Source organism: Nostoc sp., assembly GCF_036919675.1.
Taxonomy (GTDB): Bacteria; Cyanobacteriota; Cyanobacteriia; order Cyanobacteriales; family Nostocaceae; genus Nostoc.
The window spans coordinates 410,263-429,633 of record NZ_JBALCP010000134.1 but is presented as its reverse complement, the minus strand read 5'-3'; the positions used below and the strand labels follow the sequence as shown (position 1 = coordinate 429,633).

The 19,371-nt window shown below is 40.1% G+C and carries 13 protein-coding genes; 8 read left to right on the top strand and 5 right to left on the bottom strand.

Annotated features, from left to right (window positions below; all coding sequences use genetic code 11):
• Positions 1–46 precede the first annotated feature (46 nt).
• A complete protein-coding gene (locus V7K49_RS31790) occupies positions 47–898 on the top strand; it encodes a lysophospholipid acyltransferase family protein (RefSeq protein WP_335209186.1) in 852 nt (283 codons plus the stop codon).
• 600 nt (positions 899–1,498) lie between these two features.
• Positions 1,499–2,935, top strand: coding sequence for a hypothetical protein (locus V7K49_RS31785; protein WP_335209185.1), 1,437 nt, complete (start codon positions 1,499–1,501; stop codon positions 2,933–2,935).
• A gap of 533 nt (positions 2,936–3,468) precedes the next feature.
• On the opposite strand, the gene V7K49_RS31780 is transcribed toward V7K49_RS31785, so the two are convergent.
• A complete protein-coding gene (locus tag V7K49_RS31780) occupies positions 3,469–3,729 on the bottom strand; it encodes a MoaD/ThiS family protein (RefSeq protein ID WP_229483813.1) in 261 nt (86 codons plus the stop codon).
• 365 nt (positions 3,730–4,094) lie between these two features.
• On the bottom strand, positions 4,095–5,612 hold the full coding sequence (locus V7K49_RS31775) for a hypothetical protein (RefSeq protein WP_335209184.1): 1,518 nt from the start codon (positions 5,610–5,612) through the stop codon (positions 4,095–4,097).
• A gap of 613 nt (positions 5,613–6,225) precedes the next feature.
• Here V7K49_RS31775 and V7K49_RS31770 point away from each other — a divergent pair.
• The 5 genes from V7K49_RS31770 (at position 6,226) to V7K49_RS31750 (ending at position 12,526) form a co-directional block, all read left to right on the top strand.
• Positions 6,226–6,411 (top strand): hypothetical protein, encoded by a 186-nt coding sequence (locus V7K49_RS31770; protein WP_335067903.1) that lies wholly within the window; start codon positions 6,226–6,228, stop codon positions 6,409–6,411.
• 348 nt (positions 6,412–6,759) lie between these two features.
• Positions 6,760–8,637, top strand: a complete 1,878-nt coding sequence (locus V7K49_RS31765) for an NAD(P)H-quinone oxidoreductase subunit F (RefSeq protein WP_335209183.1) — start codon at positions 6,760–6,762, stop codon at positions 8,635–8,637.
• A 51-nt stretch (positions 8,638–8,688) separates the two neighbouring features.
• Positions 8,689–9,402, top strand: coding sequence for a carbonic anhydrase (locus V7K49_RS31760; protein ID WP_334865841.1), 714 nt, complete (start codon positions 8,689–8,691; stop codon positions 9,400–9,402).
• A 221-nt stretch (positions 9,403–9,623) separates the two neighbouring features.
• The gene (locus V7K49_RS31755; protein WP_335209181.1) at positions 9,624–11,120 is read left to right on the top strand and encodes an NADH-quinone oxidoreductase subunit M; all 1,497 of its coding nucleotides are present in this window, start codon (positions 9,624–9,626) and stop codon (positions 11,118–11,120) included.
• A gap of 98 nt (positions 11,121–11,218) precedes the next feature.
• The gene (locus V7K49_RS31750) at positions 11,219–12,526 is read left to right on the top strand and encodes a CO2 hydration protein (protein WP_335209180.1); all 1,308 of its coding nucleotides are present in this window, start codon (positions 11,219–11,221) and stop codon (positions 12,524–12,526) included.
• A 126-nt stretch (positions 12,527–12,652) separates the two neighbouring features.
• Here V7K49_RS31750 and V7K49_RS31745 read toward each other — a convergent pair whose 3' ends face one another.
• Positions 12,653–13,216 carry a hypothetical protein gene (locus V7K49_RS31745; RefSeq protein ID WP_335209179.1) on the bottom strand — a complete coding sequence of 188 codons (564 nt, stop codon included), beginning with the start codon at positions 13,214–13,216 and terminating at the stop codon, positions 12,653–12,655.
• Between the two features lie 928 nt (positions 13,217–14,144).
• Here V7K49_RS31745 and V7K49_RS31740 point away from each other — a divergent pair.
• Positions 14,145–16,133, top strand: a complete 1,989-nt coding sequence (locus V7K49_RS31740) for a S8 family serine peptidase (protein ID WP_335209178.1) — start codon at positions 14,145–14,147, stop codon at positions 16,131–16,133.
• 911 nt (positions 16,134–17,044) lie between these two features.
• Here the strand turns inward: V7K49_RS31740 and V7K49_RS31735 are convergent.
• The gene (locus V7K49_RS31735; RefSeq protein WP_335209177.1) at positions 17,045–17,713 is read right to left on the bottom strand and encodes a CHAT domain-containing protein; all 669 of its coding nucleotides are present in this window, start codon (positions 17,711–17,713) and stop codon (positions 17,045–17,047) included.
• A gap of 276 nt (positions 17,714–17,989) precedes the next feature.
• Positions 17,990–19,363, bottom strand: coding sequence for a phosphomethylpyrimidine synthase (thiC, locus tag V7K49_RS31730; RefSeq protein WP_335209176.1), 1,374 nt, complete (start codon positions 19,361–19,363; stop codon positions 17,990–17,992).
• Between the last annotated feature and the right edge of the window lie 8 nt (positions 19,364–19,371).

Below are 19,371 nucleotides of genomic sequence, written 5' to 3'. Positions count from 1 at the left end.
ACACACACACAGCCTCTAGAGGAGATCAGGGGATTAGAATGTATCGATGTCATCAAAAAAGCAACATCTCTTGAACAAAAAACCCGGTTGGTCTTTGGATGAGCGAGATCCAAAGTTCATAGAATTTGTGATGCCTCTGATGGGCTTTTTCTATCACTACTATTTCCGAGTTCAAACTAGTGGCTGGGATAATATTCTACCTCAAGAAAAAGTCCTATTTGTCGGTTCGCATAATGGGGGACTCGCTGCACCCGATATGACAATGGTGATGTACGACTGGTTTCGACGATTTGGTGTGGAGCAACCCGTTTATGGTTTGATGCATCCCAAGGCTTGGCAGGTTAGTCCGCCACTAGCGCAACTGGTTGCCAAGGCTGGAGCAATCATTGCTCATCCAAAAATGGCTTACGCTGCTTTGCACTCTGGAGCTAGTGTGCTAGTTTATCCTGGTGGAGCGCAAGATGTCTTCCGACCGCATTATTTACGTAATAAAATCTGCTTTGCGGGGCGGCAAGGATTTATCAAGTTAGCGTTGCGGGAAAATGTGCCAATTGTGCCTGTGATTTCCTGGGGTGCTCACGATACGCTGATTATACTGGCTGACTGCTACAAAATTGTGCAGCAACTCCACGAATGGGGGATGCCTTGGCTGTTTGGGATTGATCCCGAAGTTTTTCCGATCTATCTCGGACTGCCTTGGGGATTAGCAATTGGCCCGTTGCCCAACATTCCATTACCTGTGCCCATGTACACGCGGGTTTGTCCGCCAATTGTATTTGAACGCTACGGCCCTGAAGCAGCCAGCGATCGCCACTATGTGAATGAATGTTATGAATTAGTTGTTAGTCAGATGCAGCAAGAGTTAGATAACTTAGTGAAGCTAACTGCTAAGTCCTAAAGGTATTGAGTAGAATTGGCATGGACAACTTCTAACTAACTTGATTTCAGACGAGTAAGGACTGCACGAGAATTATCCTGCCAGTGCTGACCAGCGCAAAAATTATTTACTGCGTTTTTCAATTAATTGAACTACACCACTCCCCATCCTAAAAGTGATCCATAAACAATACCTTCGCCAAAAATCGAGGCTGAAGTCATTGAAAATGTTCAGTTTTATTATGTAACTTTAGAGGATGTCTGAAAAGTTAAAAATATCATCCTGAATGAAACGATAGCGTAGTGAAACATCTCATAAACTTACGGGAAATTGCGATTTTTCGCTCCACTTCGTTACGCTCAGAATTAAAAATTATACCTTTCGTACACTTTTCAAACATCCTCTTATAGTACTATTGACTTGAACGCATTTAATTGTATAAAATCCAATGAAAAATAAACGTTCATTCTTGATATAGTAATCCTAAATCATTTGTGAGAAAGTAAAAGACTGAAAAGTCGAGAAATACGTAATTTTCATCTCCATATTTTCTTACGATTCAATTCAAATTGCTATAATATAAGTTAAAGGTTTATTGGTTAATTTAATTTTTATATAATTATGCTAAATGTGAATAATTATAATTCCACGAAAAAGAACCAAATATTGTTAGGGTTTGCCATAATTTTGTCGTTAATATTATGTATAGAATTAGCAAGAAGAGCTTATTCTTTTGATATTGAAGCTTTAACTAATCACACAGGTAAATATTTATCTGATTTTTCTAACCGGGTTGACAAAGTAAGAATAGGTATAGAATACCTTGGTTTAAATATTATATATATTGCGTGGTTAATCATAAATAGAAATAAAAACAAAAAAAGAGATATAACTTTTATAAAAATACTCAGAAATAGTTCATTCTTTTTGTTAATAGCCTTCATAAGTTATCCAATAACTACTGATATTAATTTATATGTGCATTATGGTTTGATGGGCTTAAATGGAATTGACCCTTTCATTAATCCTGCAAGCACATTTACCTCAAAGTTGTCTTCATTTCTTGTCTGGAAACAAACTTCAACTTATGGGCCTGTATCTCAAATATTTTTTATTATTTCCGCTGCTTTCGTTGCAATTACTCCTAGTTTGGGAATTTATGTATTTAAATTAATATGTCTTTTATTCCATATATTAAATAGTTACTTAATCTGGCGGCAATTAAAAAACTCTCCTCATAAAATTAATGTAACAATTGCATATCTAGTTAGCCCAATTTTACTGTTTGAGCAGGTTACAAATGCACATATTGATGTCTTAATTTCTACAATTTTAATTATTTTAATAATATGCCTTAAAAACCATAATTATCTAGCTGCAACTATTACAGTTTGGATTGGTTTTTTAATTAAAACATTACCAATTATTTGGTTGCCTCTAATTTTTGTTTATTTGATTAAGCAACAACGGTGGAAAAGCTTATTCAGTGCTATTTGTATCTCTGTAGTTATAATTTTTGCAGTTGATATTATAGCTTTACATACAGTTGAGGCTTGGAAAAGCCTTTTAAATCCTGGGGTTTCAAACAAAGTAACTGGTTCCTTATATGCTTTGCTTACGCAAGTACTACATTTTAAATTTCTAAATTTTTCTCTAATTTTTCAACAGACTATATTCTCGATATTTAAACCTATAATATTTTTTCCATTTCTAGTTGCTTATTTTGTTGTTCTGGTAAAACCATATTTGAAGAAAAATTATTCTGAAACTAATCTTAGTATAAATATAGGATGGATTACCCTAATATTATTTATGTTTGCTGCTCCTTGGTATTGCTCTTGGTATTCCTCTGTGCTGCTGGCAGTCGTAGCTTTAAACAGACATTCAAAAAGATTTGTGATTACTAGCATAGTATTCTCTACTACAAGTAGTGTTGCTTACTATCTACTACAAGGTTTCCCACCTTTCAATGTTGTAACGGTTATCCCAACTTTAGCATTAATTCTATTTTGGTTTAGGCGTGATATCCAAGCTCAAAAAAGAATGGTGGCAAACTGAATCAAAAATTATTTAATTGCAAATTAATATAATATTGAACAAATCAATCATTTACATGAGATGCTGGTTGATTAATTATTGACTATATCGCCTATCCCTCTTCTATCACTCTCCGAAAACATTTGCCATTTCTGAATTCTAGAGCTTTTGTATAGCAAGCCATCGCGCGATTCTTTTCTAATAACAAATACAATACCCATTTTTTTATAATAGTATAGCTTGTATTGATTGCCTCATAATACTTCTAGCGATCGCCCTCCCGGAAAGTGACAGAAGAGGGCTATGGTGCTGGTACTGAGGTTAATACGGGAGCATCCCACTTTGGCAAAAATATATTAACCAAAGTTGCGGGTTATCTTGGGTTATTAAGCAAAATTGCATTTATTCAAGTTTAGGCGGGAGGAAAAATTGCAGCCAAACAAAGGGTGCGATCGCTACCGGAAAGAGCGGGTACGCCATCGCAAGCTTTGTTTAGTTAGAAGTTTTGAATGCTTTAACTCATCACTCATAACTCCTAACTCATAACTGCTTTGCTAGCCACCACTGACTGGTGGAATCAGCACAACTTCATCCCCATCTTGTAGTAGGGTATCTGGTTCGACAAATATTAAATTAATCCCAAAGCGGGTGATGTCACGCCATTGGGAGAGTTCGGGATGTTCAGCTATGAGGCGATCGCATACTGCTTTGACTGGCATACTATTGGGAAATTCTAGTACAAGTTCCGAAACCCTAAAGGCTTCTTGATAAGCAGCAAACAATTTGACGGTAACGGTGATTGCAGATTTAGACATACAATATGCTTTGGCAGTACCAGCAAGTAGTTTAATCCTTGACAAGGACCCTGAACTATTGGGCTTTATTATACATTACTAAGTAGATGATTTTACAAGTTCATAGCAAAAAATGTGGATATAGGCACAGCACAATAACTTGCATTACTGGAACTACTGATGGAATGCTGAAAAATAATTGCCATTCTTACAGGTGCGATTTCGGTTATTTTAGCGATCGCCTACCTCATCTTAGTTCAAATGCTAGACTTCCACGACATGAAACCCACCCCCATCAGTTGAATACAGGGCATTGCAATGCCTTGTATTCAACCCAAGTTTGAAAATGGCTGTCAATGATTTACCATCGTTTCACTATAAACAGATCATTTGATGATATACCAAATACCGTTATTATTTTGACGTAAAATCCAGTACCTTTCCTCAATAAATTCCAGCATTTTTGGAAAATTTTCTTTGATTATAGCCTGGGGTTTATAATCAATAAAAATATAAGGAGGCTTTGATGAATCTAACTGCTCTAGAAGTGTTGGCCATTGTTCAGGTAGAAAATATTCAAGTGCCCAACCACGTAGTATTGTTGCTTGAGTCCGACCAGAAAAGTAGTAAATAGATGGATCACCAGCTACATAAATCTCACCAGGAAGACTTCCTGGTTGAGAGATCAAGTTAGCCTCTGAACGAAGGGATGGATATTTTTTTCTAAAGACAGTCTGATATTTAAATCGTGTCTCTTCAGTTAAAGCAAACTTATTATTAACTAGAGTAATACTCTTTTTTGTCAGAGTAGATGATAAAGGGAAGAACAATAAAAATATGAGTATAATTGTTGGGAGTGAGGAAGTTAATTGTTTTAAAGAATCCCATAATATATCTAAACCTTTAGTTGCTAAAATTCCTATGGGTACAAACAACAGTAAATAATGGTATTGCCACAATGCTGTATATTGAATACCAATAATACCTAAACCAAAAATACACCAAATAACAAGTAGCAAAGTCAATATATTCTTAAACTTATACAGTGATACATATACTGCAACAATAGCCAGTAACAGTAAAGGGTAAAAATTCTGTAATAACCATTTTATTCCTGAAATTAAATCAATTTTATTCAATGCAGAATTAGTATTAGCAATAATCCGAGGTGGATCTATAAAAAACGTCTGATACACTATTGAAAAACTATTAAGCCAGACAAAGTAACTGGCAAAAACTAAAAGAGGAAATATAATTCCTATAAAAATTGGCAGACAAACCTCAATAATGATTTGTTGAATGCCCTGTCGCTTTATTAATATAAAATACATCAATATAGTTAGCCAAAACGAAAGTAAAATCAGCAGAAATATGAATTTATATAGGAGGACAATTCCACCAATGAAGCCTGAGAGTAAAAGTAGGAAAAATCTTGGCTTTCCTTCATGTTTAAAAGAGTTAAAAGTCAGCCAAAGACAAAGGAATAAAGGAAAACCAACCAGTGCTTCTACTTGAGTAAGGTGCCAAGCACCTGAAACAACATAGTAAACGCCAACCGTTAATAAAGGTACTAGACTTGCGATTATCTGATGCTGAAAATAGCTTTTTAGAGTCAGCAGCAATATTATCGAAAAAAACACCATGTAAATAAGTTCAAAGGCATGGATGCCAATCTCATTAAAACCAAACAAAGTTCCTGCCAAAAAATAAAAGTAGAAAATCCCCGGTTGCTTAATATCCCAAAAATCACGATAGAGTACCTTTCCTTGTTGCATCTCCAAAGCACCTAGCCTAAAGAATGCTTGATCTCCGTCAAATGGAAAAGGTAAATGTATAAGACCAATTATGACAATAAAAATCACAACTAAAAAGTCAATTTTAGTTAATTTAGCAATCCTAATCATAAAATTTTTAATTTAAATATAAGTGACTATACCGCAGTAGTTAATATCCTAACAAGATAACAGTAACTATGTAGCTTTTTTGTTACTGACAATGTTTAGATACTGTAAAGAAACTATAATGGTAAATGGCTATGAGCCTCTTGGTACTTAACTGTAATCTTAACTTTATTATGTTCTGTCACACCTTTTAGGATTTGCAAATGTTTACAGTGTAAGCAAAACTCCATATTCATATATTGCTTTAATAAATAGGTAGGCACGAAAAAACTAAACTATGTAAATATAAATAAGTCGAATGCATTTATCGAGATGACTTAAATACAACCGCTCATTTAGGTATATTCCTGACTTGTGAGCAAGACCGAACTTTGTGTTTTACTTTAAAACAGTAGACACAGGAAGTTAAAGACTAAGCAGCAATAATCAGGCTAAACGTAGATGTTAGTATTAATTAGCACATAAAAATTTTATCCGCAAGTAGATGCATCACTAACGGAACGTCTAAACCGTTGCTTTGATTAACCGCGAGTATATTGGTAAGTATGTGGTGTGTGTCTCAAGTATTAATGTGGATATAGACACTGCACAATAACTTGCATTTTAGGAAATACTGATGGATCGTTCAAAATTAGTTGCCATTATTACAGGTGTGATTTCGATCATTTTAGCGATCGCCTACCTGATCTTAGTCCAACTGCTGGACTACCGGGACATGAAACCCGCTCCCATCAGCCAATTTGACCAAGCGCCTGCAATTATTTCTAATTGTTGGCAGATTGACAAAATTGCCGAAGTGTAGGTTACATTTAGCTGACTTTTAGAGACGTAAGGGACTTGCGTCTCTTGTCATTTATGTCAATGAATAAAAACTAATGATGACTATTGATTAATACCACAGTCAATTCATAGATAAAAAATAATAGTTATTATTCATTAGTCAAATAGTTGATTGGATAAGAAGTAATTAGAGTTATTATCGAAAATTTATCTAGTTAATTAATTCCATTTTGACAAATATAACGGTAAGCTATTTCTAACAAAATAAAGCAAAGATAAATTTGCATTATCTGCAATCGCTGGGTTAACTGGGATCAACACAAGTTGATTCAAAACCCCAAATTTTTAATGACAATATAGAGGTAAGTTGATGGCTCAGTTTCTACTTGAGACTGTTTGGCTAGTTCCTTGCTATGCCTTAATAGGTGGCTTGTTAGCCGTGCCTTGGTCACCGGGAATCATTCGGAAAACGGGGCCAAGACCGGCGGGTTATCTAAACTTGGTGATGACATTTTTAGCGTTTGTGCATTGTGCGATCGCCTTACAAGCAACTTGGAATCAGCCACCCCAAGAAGTATTTATTCCTTGGTTATCTACGGCTGGTTTAGACCTCACCATTGCTTTGGAAATATCCTCGGTGAGTGTCGGCGCTTTGGTTGTGATTACTGGCTTGAATTTGCTGGCGCAGATTTATGCGATCGGCTACATGGAAATGGATTGGGGTTGGGGACGCTTCTATTCCTTATTAGGATTATTTGAAGCGGGACTATGCGCCCTTGTTTTGTGTAATAACTTGTTCTTTAGCTATGTAATTTTGGAAATCCTGACGCTGGGAACCTACCTGCTAGTCGGCTTATGGTTTAGCCAACCGTTGGTAGTCTCAGGTGCCAGAGATGCTTTCTTAACCAAGCGGGTGGGAGACTTATTCTTGCTGATGGGCGTGTTGGCATTATGGCCCCTAGCTGGAACTTGGAATTATACAGAACTAGCTGAATGGGCGACTACTGCAAATGTTAACCCAACAACGATTGCACTGGTAGGTTTAGCCTTAATTGCCGGTCCGATGGGCAAATGTGCCCAGTTTCCCTTGCACTTATGGTTGGATGAAGCAATGGAAGGCCCTGTTCCCAGTACCATTTTGCGGAACTCCGTAGTAGTCGCTAGTGGTGCATGGGTGCTAATTAAACTGCAACCTGTGTTAAGCCTGTCGCCCATAGTTTCCTCGGCTATGGTGGGGATTGGGGTAGTGACAGCACTGGGTGCTTCTTTAATTGCGATCGCTCAAATTGATCTTAAACGCTGCCAATCCTATTCTGTCAGTGCATACATGGGTTTAGTATTCATCGCCGTGGGAGTGCAACAATATGAAGCGGCGCTGTTGTTAGTACTCACCCATGCCATCTCCGCAGCCCTGTTGGTGATGAGTACTGGGGGAATTATCTGGAATAGCATCACCCAAGACGTAACCCAATTAGGCGGATTGTGGACACGCCGCCCGATTTCGGGAATAGCCTTTATCGTCGGGACTTTGGGGTTAATTGGTTTTCCACCCTTGGGTAGCTTTTGGGCGCTGATGGAATTAGCAGATGGGTTATGGGAAACGCAACCTTGGTTAGTGGGAGTAGTGATAACGGTAAATGCTTTGACAGCCGTGAGTTTAACCAGAGAATTCGGTTTAATTTTTGGCGGTAAAGCTACACAAATGAGTGAGCGATCGCCTGAAGCTCACTGGCCGATGATTTTGCCAATGATGATTTTACTTGGGTTCAGTCTACATCTTCCTTTGGTGTTGCAAAGCTTATCACTTTTACCAGATTGGGTAACTCTAAATAAAGATGTCGCACTACTTTTAATTTGCTCGAGTATTTTCGGTTGCAGCATCACTGGCGTGATTTATTTAGGCAATATTCCTAAACCGATTCGCCTTCCTTGGCAAGGCTTGCAGGACTTACTGGCTTACGACTTTTACACTCCAAAACTCTATCGGATGACGATTATTTTTGGAGTTGCAAAAATTTCCCAACTTGCCGATATGATTGACCGCTTTGTAGTTGATGGTATCGTTAATTTCGTTGGTTTATTTTCGCTATTAGGTGGCGAAAGTCTCAAATACAGTACCTCTGGACAAACCCAGTTTTATGCATTCACTGTTTTTCTAGGAGTGAGTATTTTAGGAATCTGGGTAAGTTGGCCATTTTGGGGAGTAGAGTTTTTAAATTTTGTTTTTCAAATCTCGACAATTAGGTAGCAGTAGCTATCTGAATAAAAGTTAACAGTTTAATATTGTGAGGATAATTCCATGAGCATACGACATCCGCAGATAAATCTTTCCAGAAGAAGTTTATTCAAGTTTGGTGCAGGTGCGATCGGTACAGGTGTATTGACAGCCGGACTTGGTTCAAACCTACTTGCAGCCGAAAAAAAACCAGTAGAAGAAGATATTACGCCCGATAAAGCACTGCAAGAGTTATTAGATGGAAATGAAAGATTTGCTAAAAGAAAACGTCGTAATCCTGATCAAAGCTATTCACGTTTAGTTGAAGTTGCCAAAGGTCAAAAGCCTTTTGCTTCTATTCTCGGTTGTGCAGATTCACGAGTCCCTTCAGAAATTGTTTTTGACCAAGGACTTGGAGATTTATTTGTCTGCCGGATAGCTGGTAATATTGCCACAACACAGCAAATTGGTAGCTTAGAATTTGGCAGCTTAGTATTAGGCTCCAAAGTCATCATGGTAGTAGGGCATGAAAGATGTGGGGCTGTACAAGCGGCGATGAAAGGTGATCCAGTACCTGGACAAATTGGAAGTTTGCTTGAAGCAATTAAACCAAGTGTAGAAAGCTCAAAAGATCAATCAGGAGATAAGTTAGAAAATGCTTGTAAAGCAAATATTTTAGCGCAAATTAAAAAATTGAAATCATCGTCAGTTTTATCTGAGTTAATCAAAGCAGAAAAGCTGAAAATAGTCGGTGGTTATTACGATTTAGATACTGGAGAAATTAGTATAGTAAGTTAGCTTCTTTGCCCTTTGTCATTAGTCATTAGTCATTGGCTAAGAGTTAAGTCATAAAGGACAAAAGACAAAGGACAAAGACGTAAGTTTAGTTGAGGAACAAAACCCAACATTATCGAGACTTTATTGGGTTACGCTATCGCTCAACCTAACCTACTATTCTCTTAACCCAAGCGTATTGAGTCATAAAAGACAAAGGACAAAGGACAAAGGACAAAACTCTCATGTTAAGTGTTTTGATTTGGCTGCCAATCTTTACTGCTATTCTCATAGCAATATTACCTGTAAGTATCCCTAAACATCGCATTCGTTTAATAGCATTAATTTTTTCAGGGATAGTTCTCTTCTGGAACCTTTTTATCCTGCTGAAATTTGATATCAGCAATCCTGGAATGCAATTTCAAGAGTATTTACCTTGGAATGAAACCCTTGGTTTGAGCTATCAACTAGGTGTTGATGGGCTTTCTATCTTGATGTTGGTGTTAAATAGCCTGCTCACCTGGATTGCTATTTACAGCAGTAGTCAAGAAACTGAACGCCCCCGGCTGTTCTACTCCATGATTTTATTAGTAAGTGGAGGAGTTGCAGGTGCTTTTCTAGCAGAAAACTTGTTGCTATTCTTCCTCTTCTACGAACTAGAATTAATTCCATTCTACTTACTAATTTCCATTTGGGGAGGGGCAAAACGGGGTTATGCTGGGATTAAATTCCTGATTTATACTGCTGTTTCGGGAGCCTTAATTCTGGCGACATTCTTGGGTATGGTGTGGCTGAGTGGTTCTACAAATTTTGCTTTTGATGCATTCTCTACAGAAAATCTATCAACAGCAAAGCAAATCCTTTTACTAGCAGGAATAGTATTGGGTTTTGGCATTAAAATTCCCTTAGTTCCCTTCCATACTTGGCTACCCGATGCTTACGTTGAGGCTTCAGCACCAATTGCCATTCTTCTTGGTGGCGTGTTGGCAAAGCTGGGAACCTATGGACTGCTGCGATTTGGATTGGGTATGTTTCCCCATGCTTGGAGTATTATTGCACCGACTTTGGCAATTTGGGGAGCAGTCAGCGCTATGTATGGAGCAGTAATTGCGATCGCTCAAAATGATATCAAGCGCATGGTAGCATACAGTTCCGTCGGTCACATGGGCTATATCTTGCTAGCTGGTGCCGCCAGTACTTCCTTAGCACTTGTGGGTGCAGTCGCCCAAATGTTTAGCCACGGTATCATCCTTGCAATCCTCTTCCACTTGGTGGGAGTCGTAGAAGCCAAAGTTGGCACCCGCGAATTAGATAAACTCAATGGTTTGATGAGTCCTATCCGTGGTTTACCTCTAATTAGTGCGTTACTGGTTTTAAGTGGGATGGCTAGTGCTGGTATTCCCGGTTTAACAGGATTCGTTGCGGAATTTATCGTCTTTCAAGGTAGTTTCTCTGCCTTTCCCATCCCGACAATTTTGTGTGTAATAGCTAGTGGATTAACCGCAGTTTATTTTGTCATCCTCCTCAACCGCACTTGTTTTGGCAGACTCGATAACTTAGCCTACTATCCTAAAGCCCTTTGGTCTGAAAAAATGCCAGCTTTAATTTTGGCAGCTTTTATCATCTTTTTGGGAGTACAACCCACTTGGTTAGTGCGTTGGAGTGAATCCACAACTACAGTAATGGTGGCTGCAATTCCCCCCTTGGAAAAAACCGTAATCTCTGAAGTAGCGCTGAAATAGTAAATAGATCAAAACACTTGTAAAGACGGCGATTTATCGCGTCTCAAAATCTATCCCCCAGACGCGATTTATCGCGTCTCTACCCATTTGTGATTACCATGACAGCAATTAAAACACCCACTAAATTACCTCCTTCCAAGCATGAATTTGCTGAAGTAATTCATCGTCTAGAAGCAGGCGGTGCAATGTTACCCGATACTCCAGAAAATTTGATGCAAATCATCGGTTTATACAAAGCTTATGCTGTGCCGATGGATTTTTACTGGCGTGACCTACTTTATATTGCCGAACAAGAATTTTTAAACCCGTTTCCCTTGTTTAAATACTTCTTACCCAAAGAGTATTTAGAACGGCATAATCATTACGCTGGTGATGATGCTGATTTACGAATCTGGCGCGGCGAAGCTACTGCACATCCAGAGCTTTTGGCATTTATTGAGAAAGGTGAAACCTTCAAAATGCCGAAGTTGTTGCATCACTTGTTTCACGATCGCATTAACATGGAATTTGCTGAAGCTTGTATGCGGGCGATGTTGTGGCACAGAGGGATGGGTGGACAATTTGACCCTTACCTAGATTCTGAAGAATACAAAGCCAACGCCGATAGGGCAATTAAAGCTTACTTCCAAAGGAACCCCGTAATGCTGGGGCTTTACAAGCTATTTCCAGAGATGTTTTTGGAGCAGTGCCGCCAGATGTCATACTACGCAAATCTGGGCTTATTCTGGGAAGTCATGGCCCCAGTATTCTTTGAAATGTCCGATCGCTATGATGAAGGTAGCATTAACAGCGTCCCAGAGGCGATGAGTTTCTTAGTTAATGGTATATTTGCGATCGCAGGTCGTCCCATTTACCATCATGTTTATATTCGTGGCGAATGCTACGAAATTGTCCCCAAATCCAAGGGCTTCATGTGGCTATATGAAGCAGCATTACCTTATGTAGAAGCTGTTTTCTACCGCACCGCACCCTTCCGAGGGACAAAATCTTATAATGCTCAAGCGCGTCAAGTACCAGAAGACCAGAAAGACTTTCACTATGGCATTCTTTACGCTGATCTATTTCCAGTGGGTACTGCTGGCATTCCCCCCACATTGCTAATGCAAGATATGTTGCATTTTTTGCCACCATATCTTGTTGATTATTACAGCCAACATTGCCGGGGTGAAGAAGATATGTTAATTCAGTTGGGAGTTAGTTTTCAACGGTCAATGTACTGTGTGACTTCTGCGGTAATCCAAGCCTTGCGAACTGCACTTTTATATCCTTTAGATGACCCAGATCCCAAGCATTTACAAGCCAATCGAGATTTTTTTGAGATGCAGCTAAATCGCTTTACTCGATCCGACTACAATATTCGTGATGCTGCTCGTTTAGGAAGTATTCAAAAGCAAAATTATAGATAATATCAAGTCTGGGTAATCGGAACTGATTTGATGCTGAGTGCGATCGCCTTTCAATACTGGGGAGTGGGGAAGGATAAAGTCAGTAGGATCACAAACTTGACGCTCTAGAGCGATCGCTGGTGATAATCAATGCCCTAGTCTCAAACCTTTTTCCATAAGCATCTGAGGTTCGATATTCTCAACTTTAGGTATCGCTTCAAGCTGAGGAATCCCGGCGATCGCATCAGCAATATTACCTGATTGGGCACGCAACCAAGCGGCGTGAGGTGCATAATCAAGACTTTGCGCTACTTCATAGCCCGCTTGATTAATTACTTCGTGCTGGGACTCCACATCAACACCTTCAGCAAAGCGGATGAAAATCAGTCCAGTTGGTACAGCCAAAGAACCATTGGGTTGTAGTGTGTAAATTGGGCTTAGTGTCCCCTGTTCTAATTGATTGGGTTCGCCTGAAAAAACTGCGATCGCACCATCGTTAAGTTGTAAAATTGCTCCTGATGCCACGGTCTTGGGTTGATTGTAATGTATTGCATAGTACCCAGGCTTACAAGTGTAGGATACAGCAGTGCGACCGCTGCCAACGCGAATTTGTTCAGGATACTCAGAAAAGTAGTCTTTTTGAAATCTCACTTCAGCAATCAGGGGTAAAGAGTACACCTGTAGAAAATACTCAGCCGGAAAGTAAAACATCTTTCTCAAGTTCTAATGATGTTATAACGTTTTTCAGTGGTAAGTAGTTGGGCAAAATTAAATATAAAATGTCATTGCCTTGGCGTAAGCCTGACTGTGGGGTAAGTAACGCAGTGGAGTGTCCGCGTAGCGTCTTGTAGAGTTGCGATCGCAAAGACTGAGAATCTTGGAGACGCTACCGCAAACACTTTGTAAAGGCTACACCAACGCGATAACGAACTATCTTATAGCAATCCTAAATGAGTTATGAACAAAAGATCCCCGACTTCTTGAAGAAGTCGGGGATCTGAGCCTCTCGGTGTTTGCGACTCAAATAGGATTGCTATATATTTATTTAGATGCATCTAACTTATGGAATACAAATCTTTCATCGGGATGCAAGCTATACGCCCCTATTGATAGTGAAGATTTTTAAAACAACTTGACTTTTAATCCCTCTTGTCTGGAAAGAAGAATCGAAAGCTTAGATGAACTTAGCACAGCATTTCATTAATTCGTAGCGAATTAAATTTGGCAATACCCTACAATGCCAATGCGTCAGCTTACAATGCCAATGCGTCGGCTTACAATACCAATGCATCCGCTTACAATGTCAACGCGTCAGCTTACAATACCAACGCGTCAGCTTAGAATGCCAATGCATCGGCTTACAATGCCAACGCGTCAGCTTACATTGTTAATGCATCGGACTGCATTAAAAACGCTACCCGCGCACACTGCGTGTAACAAGCTTTAAAAGTTGGGCATAATAGGGTTTGCCAATGCCCAATACTTCTCTACGAGAGGCTGCGCCCTAAGCGTAGCTATGCCGCAGGCTTTACGACACTGGCTGCATCGAGCGTTCGCGTAGCGTCTCGTAGAGAAGCCGAGATGCTCAGTACAAGTGCCCAATGCCCAATAGATATTCAATATCCCAGGAGATTAAACTATGGTTCAGGTTCGCTATGGTGGACAGAACGGTCAACAGTATGAACTTGCTATTAGTAACGAACACGTTGTAGTGCGTACCGAAAGCCGCACTACTCTTGTCGGTGCAAGACCGTTTGAAGTCGCACCTGTATCACCCACAGCTCGCAATATCCTCAATCAATTCGAGTTAGTAACGCGGTTTCGGCAAGCGGGTGTAGAAATTCTGCGATCGAAAGTTCCGACTCAGGGTGTCGGTTTGCGCGATCACGCGCGTGATATTCTCAATAAAGAGTCTGAAGTCCAATTTGCCGGACGTGTCCTTCTCGATCCAGTATCCAAACAACCTGTAGTTTACACTGAAAACCTCTTCGTTAAATTCGATAACGAAGAAGAGTCAAGGGTCTGCCAAGAGGTATTGGGACGGTACGGCTTAATAATTAAACGCCAACTTGAATATGCACGAAATGCTTACTTTATCAGTGCACCTGCAAATACTGGTATAGCCATCTTTGACATCGCCGAGAGACTTCTGAATGAGAAATCAGTAGAACTGTGCCATCCTGAACTAGCGCGTGAATCACGCCAACGTCAGGTTTTCTCGCAGCAGTGGCACTTAAAACAAACAACAATTAATGGTAAAATAATTAACGCCCATGCCAACGTTGAGGCAGCTTGGAAGTTAAGCGATGGCACAGGGACGATTATTGCAATTATCGACGACGGTGTGGATCTCGATCATGAAGAGTTCCGTTCCTCTGGAAAGATTGTTGCCCCGCGTGATGTCACACGTAAAACTAACAATCCCAGACCGGGAAACGACAATAACCACGGCACAGCCTGTGCTGGAGTAGCTTGTGCAAACGGCAACTTTGGTGCATCTGGTGTGGCACCAGGTGCAAAGCTCATGCCGATTCGTTTAGCTTCGGCGCTAGGGTCACAAGACGAAGCAGATGCTTTTGTTTGGGCGGCTCAAAATGGTGCTGATGTCATTTCTTGTAGCTGGGGGCCAGCAGATGGGACTTGGTATGAGCCAAACGATCCTGTACACAACCAAAAAGTACCTCTACCTGACTCCACACGACTTGCTATGGATTTTGCAATCAATAAAGGACGCAACGGCAAGGGATGTGTAATTTTATTTGCGGCTGGCAATGGTAACGAAAGCGTGGATAATGACGGCTACGCCAGCTACCAAAAGGTGATTGCTGTGGCAGCTTGTAACGACTTTGGCACGAGAAGCGCTTACAGCGACTTTGGTCAGGCGGTCTGGTGTGCCTTCCCCAGCAACAATGGTGACAGTTCGCAAACCCCTGGCATTTGGACAACCGATCGCTCTGGTGTCGTTGGCTATAATTCGGTTAATCGGAATCTGGGTGACGCCGGAGGCAACTACACGAACGAATTCGGCGGAACTTCCAGTTCTTGTCCAGGTGCAGCTGGTGTAGTAGCCCTGATTATTGCCAGAAATCCAAATCTGCGGTGGGACGAAGTGCGAGATATTATTAAACGCTCCAGCGATCGCATTGATCCATCTAGAGGTAAATATGATGCTAATGGTCGCAGCCCCTTGTACGGTTACGGTCGAATCAATGCTCTCAAAGCTGTAGAATTGGCCAAGCCGGCTCAAAAATCGCCCATTAGCGTATTCAAAGCAGTGCAAGATATCCCAATTAACGACTTGCAAACATCAACATTGTCGTTGGCGATCGCTAATACCAGCCTGATGAAATCTATCAAAGTTAATGTAGACATCGAGCATACTTATATTGGGGATCTTGTAGTTACTCTCCTTCCCCCAGTCCAAATAGGCATACTTCCGATCATTCTGCACGATCGCCAGGGCGGAGCTACAGATAATATCAAAACAACCTATGACGAGGTAAACACCCTTAAACTTGCTGCCTTCAAAGGTAAAAGTCCCCAAGGAACCTGGACTCTTCAAGTTGCAGATAAAGCTGAGACAGATACAGGAAAAATTCGCAGCTTGACCATTGAAATTGGATTTTAAGCCAATACGCTTGTAGTTAAGGATAATTGTAGGCTGGGTAACGCTTACGCTCTACCCAACCTTATATTTTGAGAGAAGCAAAACTTTTAGAATTCCCTTGCTTACTTTTGTTTCTTACTTAGTACAGCTTTGCGTAAAATTATAGCGTTTTTAATGCAAGCCGACGCATTAACAATGCAGGATATTGCAATATTTAATTCGCTGCGAATTAATGAAATGCTGTACTTAGGGGAGCATCCCAATGTAAGCACAAAGTTCTTAATTCTTGACTTAAATCACTCTAACTATTGCTATATCTACTTTCTACACTTTCAATCTTTTGTTAAGAAAGATGTGACTAATGCATATATCTTGACAAATATCTCTAATAGTATAGGTGTTGATTTCACCAATAGCTAGATAATTCTTTTTCGTCGGTACAGTAAAAAACAAAGCGCAAAAAGTGTGATGATAGAACCAGCATAAATACTACCACCGTTAAAAATATTCAAGAAAACCAACCATGCACAAAGGTGAAATATTCCATATAAAATCAGAGGAGTATATATATATGATTTTACTTTTAATGTACTAGAATCATTTATCCATTTGAATGCTGGAATAAAGAGTATACTAATTGGAATTACCCAATTGGGGATAGATATAAGATTATTCATTTGCCTTATAGAATTCATCATAGGAATCATGTTATTATCACTAAAATCCTTAGATTGATGTAAACCTAGCATTAGCATCAACCGATTATCGAAAATGTTTAAAGAACTCGTCCAAGCATTCACTTGAGTGTTATAAAAAGATATATCGATGGGAGCAAAACAAGTCCGTAAATCAGACATACATAGAGGCTGATTACCCCATGGAAGAAATGCTGCAATAAGCACAATTACACAAATGAACAACAACTCTTTAGACTAGTCATATTTAAGAGAATAAATAATTCTATTAATTAGTGGATTTTGCTTTCTTACAATTTTTTTTGTATAGGCAGATCCTGCATCAGAGTTTATTTTAATAATAGGTATTAAATACTGTGGAAGATTTTCCATTTGAATTGCACTACACCCGAATTTATGAGCATCATCAACAGATCTTCCTGCTCCTAGAGCATCGTAAAATCCCACAGCAAACTTAATTGCTGCTCTATCTCCAATAGCTTCAGTCATACCAATGACATAACCGATGTGGTGGGCAATTGCATTTGCTTGTTTCTCAGAATAGCAAGCATTGAGTACAACACACTCCACATGATCTTTACACAGCTCAAATAAATTTTCTAAAGCCTCGGTACTCACAAACTTTGCTTGACCTGCATCATCCTCTAGGATAAGTCCTTCTTCATCAGCTCCATGACCGCAAAAATGAACAATATGTGGTTCCAAATCTAACAAAGCTCGACGTACATCATCCCTACCAACCGCCCATCTCTGCTCTAGTTTGAAGCAATCTCGACGTTTGGAGCGTCGTAATCCTTCATCAATTTCACGTACTTCCTCATCTAAGCGTAGCTTTGGTTGGTTGATAGGGCTTACCGCTAGAACTAATATTCTTGTGAAACCATGAGTCGGTCGTGTTAAGTGCATTTTTTTATTGCTTGAACAGTTATATTTACTTTCTCAAATCTCCGAGGTGTGCATCATTATTCGGATTGAATATACAGCTAATTACTAATTATAGTAGGGCTTCCAAAAAATCAAATCACCAGTAAATCATCTTGAATTTTAGGTGCGTTAGGATAAATGTCCTAACGCACCTTACAAAACTATTTAAACCACAAATCGCTATAGCGTGTTCTATCCCATATCTCATCCATCTGAAAACCGCTACAAGTATTCAACCGGACTCGATATGCCAATCTGTTAGCTTTGAGTCACAACCTCTTTCGCCAAGAACTTCTCTAATTCTGTCAGCGCATCAGCATCAACCTTAGTTTGCATTGGACAGAACTTAGGCCCACACATCGAACAAAACTCAGCAGTTTTATAGATATCTGCTGGCAGAGTTTCATCGTGATATTCCTTAGCTCTTTCTGGGTCGAGTGATAATTCAAACTGACGGTTCCAATCGAAGTTGTAACGCGCTTTAGAAAGTTCATCGTCTCTATCCCTTGCACCAGGGCGATGTCTGGCAATATCAGCCGCATGAGCTGCTATTTTATAGGCAATCAACCCATTCCTAACATCTTCGGCATTTGGTAGACCCAAATGTTCTTTGGGTGTTACATAGCACAGCATCGCAGTACCGTACCATCCAGCCATTGCTGCTCCAATAGCTGAAGTGATGTGGTCATAACCAGGAGCAATGTCTGTCACCAATGGCCCCAAAACATAGAAAGGTGCTTCAGAACACTCTTCCATCTGCTTACGGACGTTGAACTCAATTTGATCCATTGGCACGTGTCCGGGCCCTTCTACCATCACCTGGACATCATCTTCCCAGGCTTTACGAGTTAGCTGTCCAAGGGTTTTCAATTCAGCTAATTGTGCTTCATCTGAGGCATCATGGGTACAGCCAGGACGCAGGGAATCTCCTAAACTGAAGGAGACATCGTACTTTTTGAAAATCTCAATAATATCTTGGAAGTGGGTGTAAAGCGGGTTTTGTTTGTGGTGATGCAGCATCCACCGCGCCAAAATACCACCACCACGAGAGACAATACCAGTGATGCGGTTTCTCACTAAGGGCAAATGCTCAATCAAAATCCCTGCGTGGATAGTTTGATAGTCTACTCCCTGCTGGGCGTGCTTTTCGATGATATGGAGAAAATCATCAGCAGTCAGATTTTCGATTGTGCCGTGGACACTTTCTAAAGCTTGGTAAACCGGCACTGTACCAATAGGAACAGGTGAAGCCTTGATGATGGCGGTACGAATTTCATCCAAATTACCGCCGCCTGTGGATAAATCCATCACGGTATCAGCACCGTACTTCACAGACAGGTTCAGCTTATCCACTTCTTCCTGAAGATTAGAAGAGTTGGGGGAAGCGCCGATATTAGCATTTACCTTACATTTGGAGGCGATGCCAATAGCCATCGGCTCTAAATTAGTGTGATTAATATTAGCAGGGATAATCATTCGCCCCCGCGCCACTTCCTCACGAATGAGATCAGCGGGGAGGTTTTCCCGCTGGGCGACGTAGTGCATTTCTTCGGTGATAACACCTTGGCGAGCGTAGTGCATTTGAGATACATTACTTTGCCCACGTCGTTTAGCAACCCATTCTGTCCGCATATTGTTAA

What these genes read in the sequence shown, in the direction of transcription:
- V7K49_RS31790 (WP_335209186.1), top strand. Translation starts at nt 47, where the DNA reads ATGTCATCAAAAAAGCAACATCTCTTGAACAAAAAACCCGGTTGGTCT.
- V7K49_RS31785 (WP_335209185.1), top strand. Translation starts at nt 1,499, where the DNA reads ATGCTAAATGTGAATAATTATAATTCCACGAAAAAGAACCAAATATTG.
- V7K49_RS31780 (WP_229483813.1), bottom strand. Translation starts at nt 3,729, where the DNA reads ATGTCTAAATCTGCAATCACCGTTACCGTCAAATTGTTTGCTGCTTAT.
- V7K49_RS31775 (WP_335209184.1), bottom strand. Translation starts at nt 5,612, where the DNA reads ATGATTAGGATTGCTAAATTAACTAAAATTGACTTTTTAGTTGTGATT.
- V7K49_RS31770 (WP_335067903.1), top strand. Translation starts at nt 6,226, where the DNA reads ATGGATCGTTCAAAATTAGTTGCCATTATTACAGGTGTGATTTCGATC.
- V7K49_RS31765 (WP_335209183.1), top strand. Translation starts at nt 6,760, where the DNA reads ATGGCTCAGTTTCTACTTGAGACTGTTTGGCTAGTTCCTTGCTATGCC.
- V7K49_RS31760 (WP_334865841.1), top strand. Translation starts at nt 8,689, where the DNA reads ATGAGCATACGACATCCGCAGATAAATCTTTCCAGAAGAAGTTTATTC.
- V7K49_RS31755 (WP_335209181.1), top strand. Translation starts at nt 9,624, where the DNA reads ATGTTAAGTGTTTTGATTTGGCTGCCAATCTTTACTGCTATTCTCATA.
- V7K49_RS31750 (WP_335209180.1), top strand. Translation starts at nt 11,219, where the DNA reads ATGACAGCAATTAAAACACCCACTAAATTACCTCCTTCCAAGCATGAA.
- V7K49_RS31745 (WP_335209179.1), bottom strand. Translation starts at nt 13,216, where the DNA reads ATGTTTTACTTTCCGGCTGAGTATTTTCTACAGGTGTACTCTTTACCC.
- V7K49_RS31740 (WP_335209178.1), top strand. Translation starts at nt 14,145, where the DNA reads ATGGTTCAGGTTCGCTATGGTGGACAGAACGGTCAACAGTATGAACTT.
- V7K49_RS31735 (WP_335209177.1), bottom strand. Translation starts at nt 17,713, where the DNA reads ATGCACTTAACACGACCGACTCATGGTTTCACAAGAATATTAGTTCTA.
- thiC (WP_335209176.1), bottom strand. Translation starts at nt 19,363, where the DNA reads ATGCGGACAGAATGGGTTGCTAAACGACGTGGGCAAAGTAATGTATCT.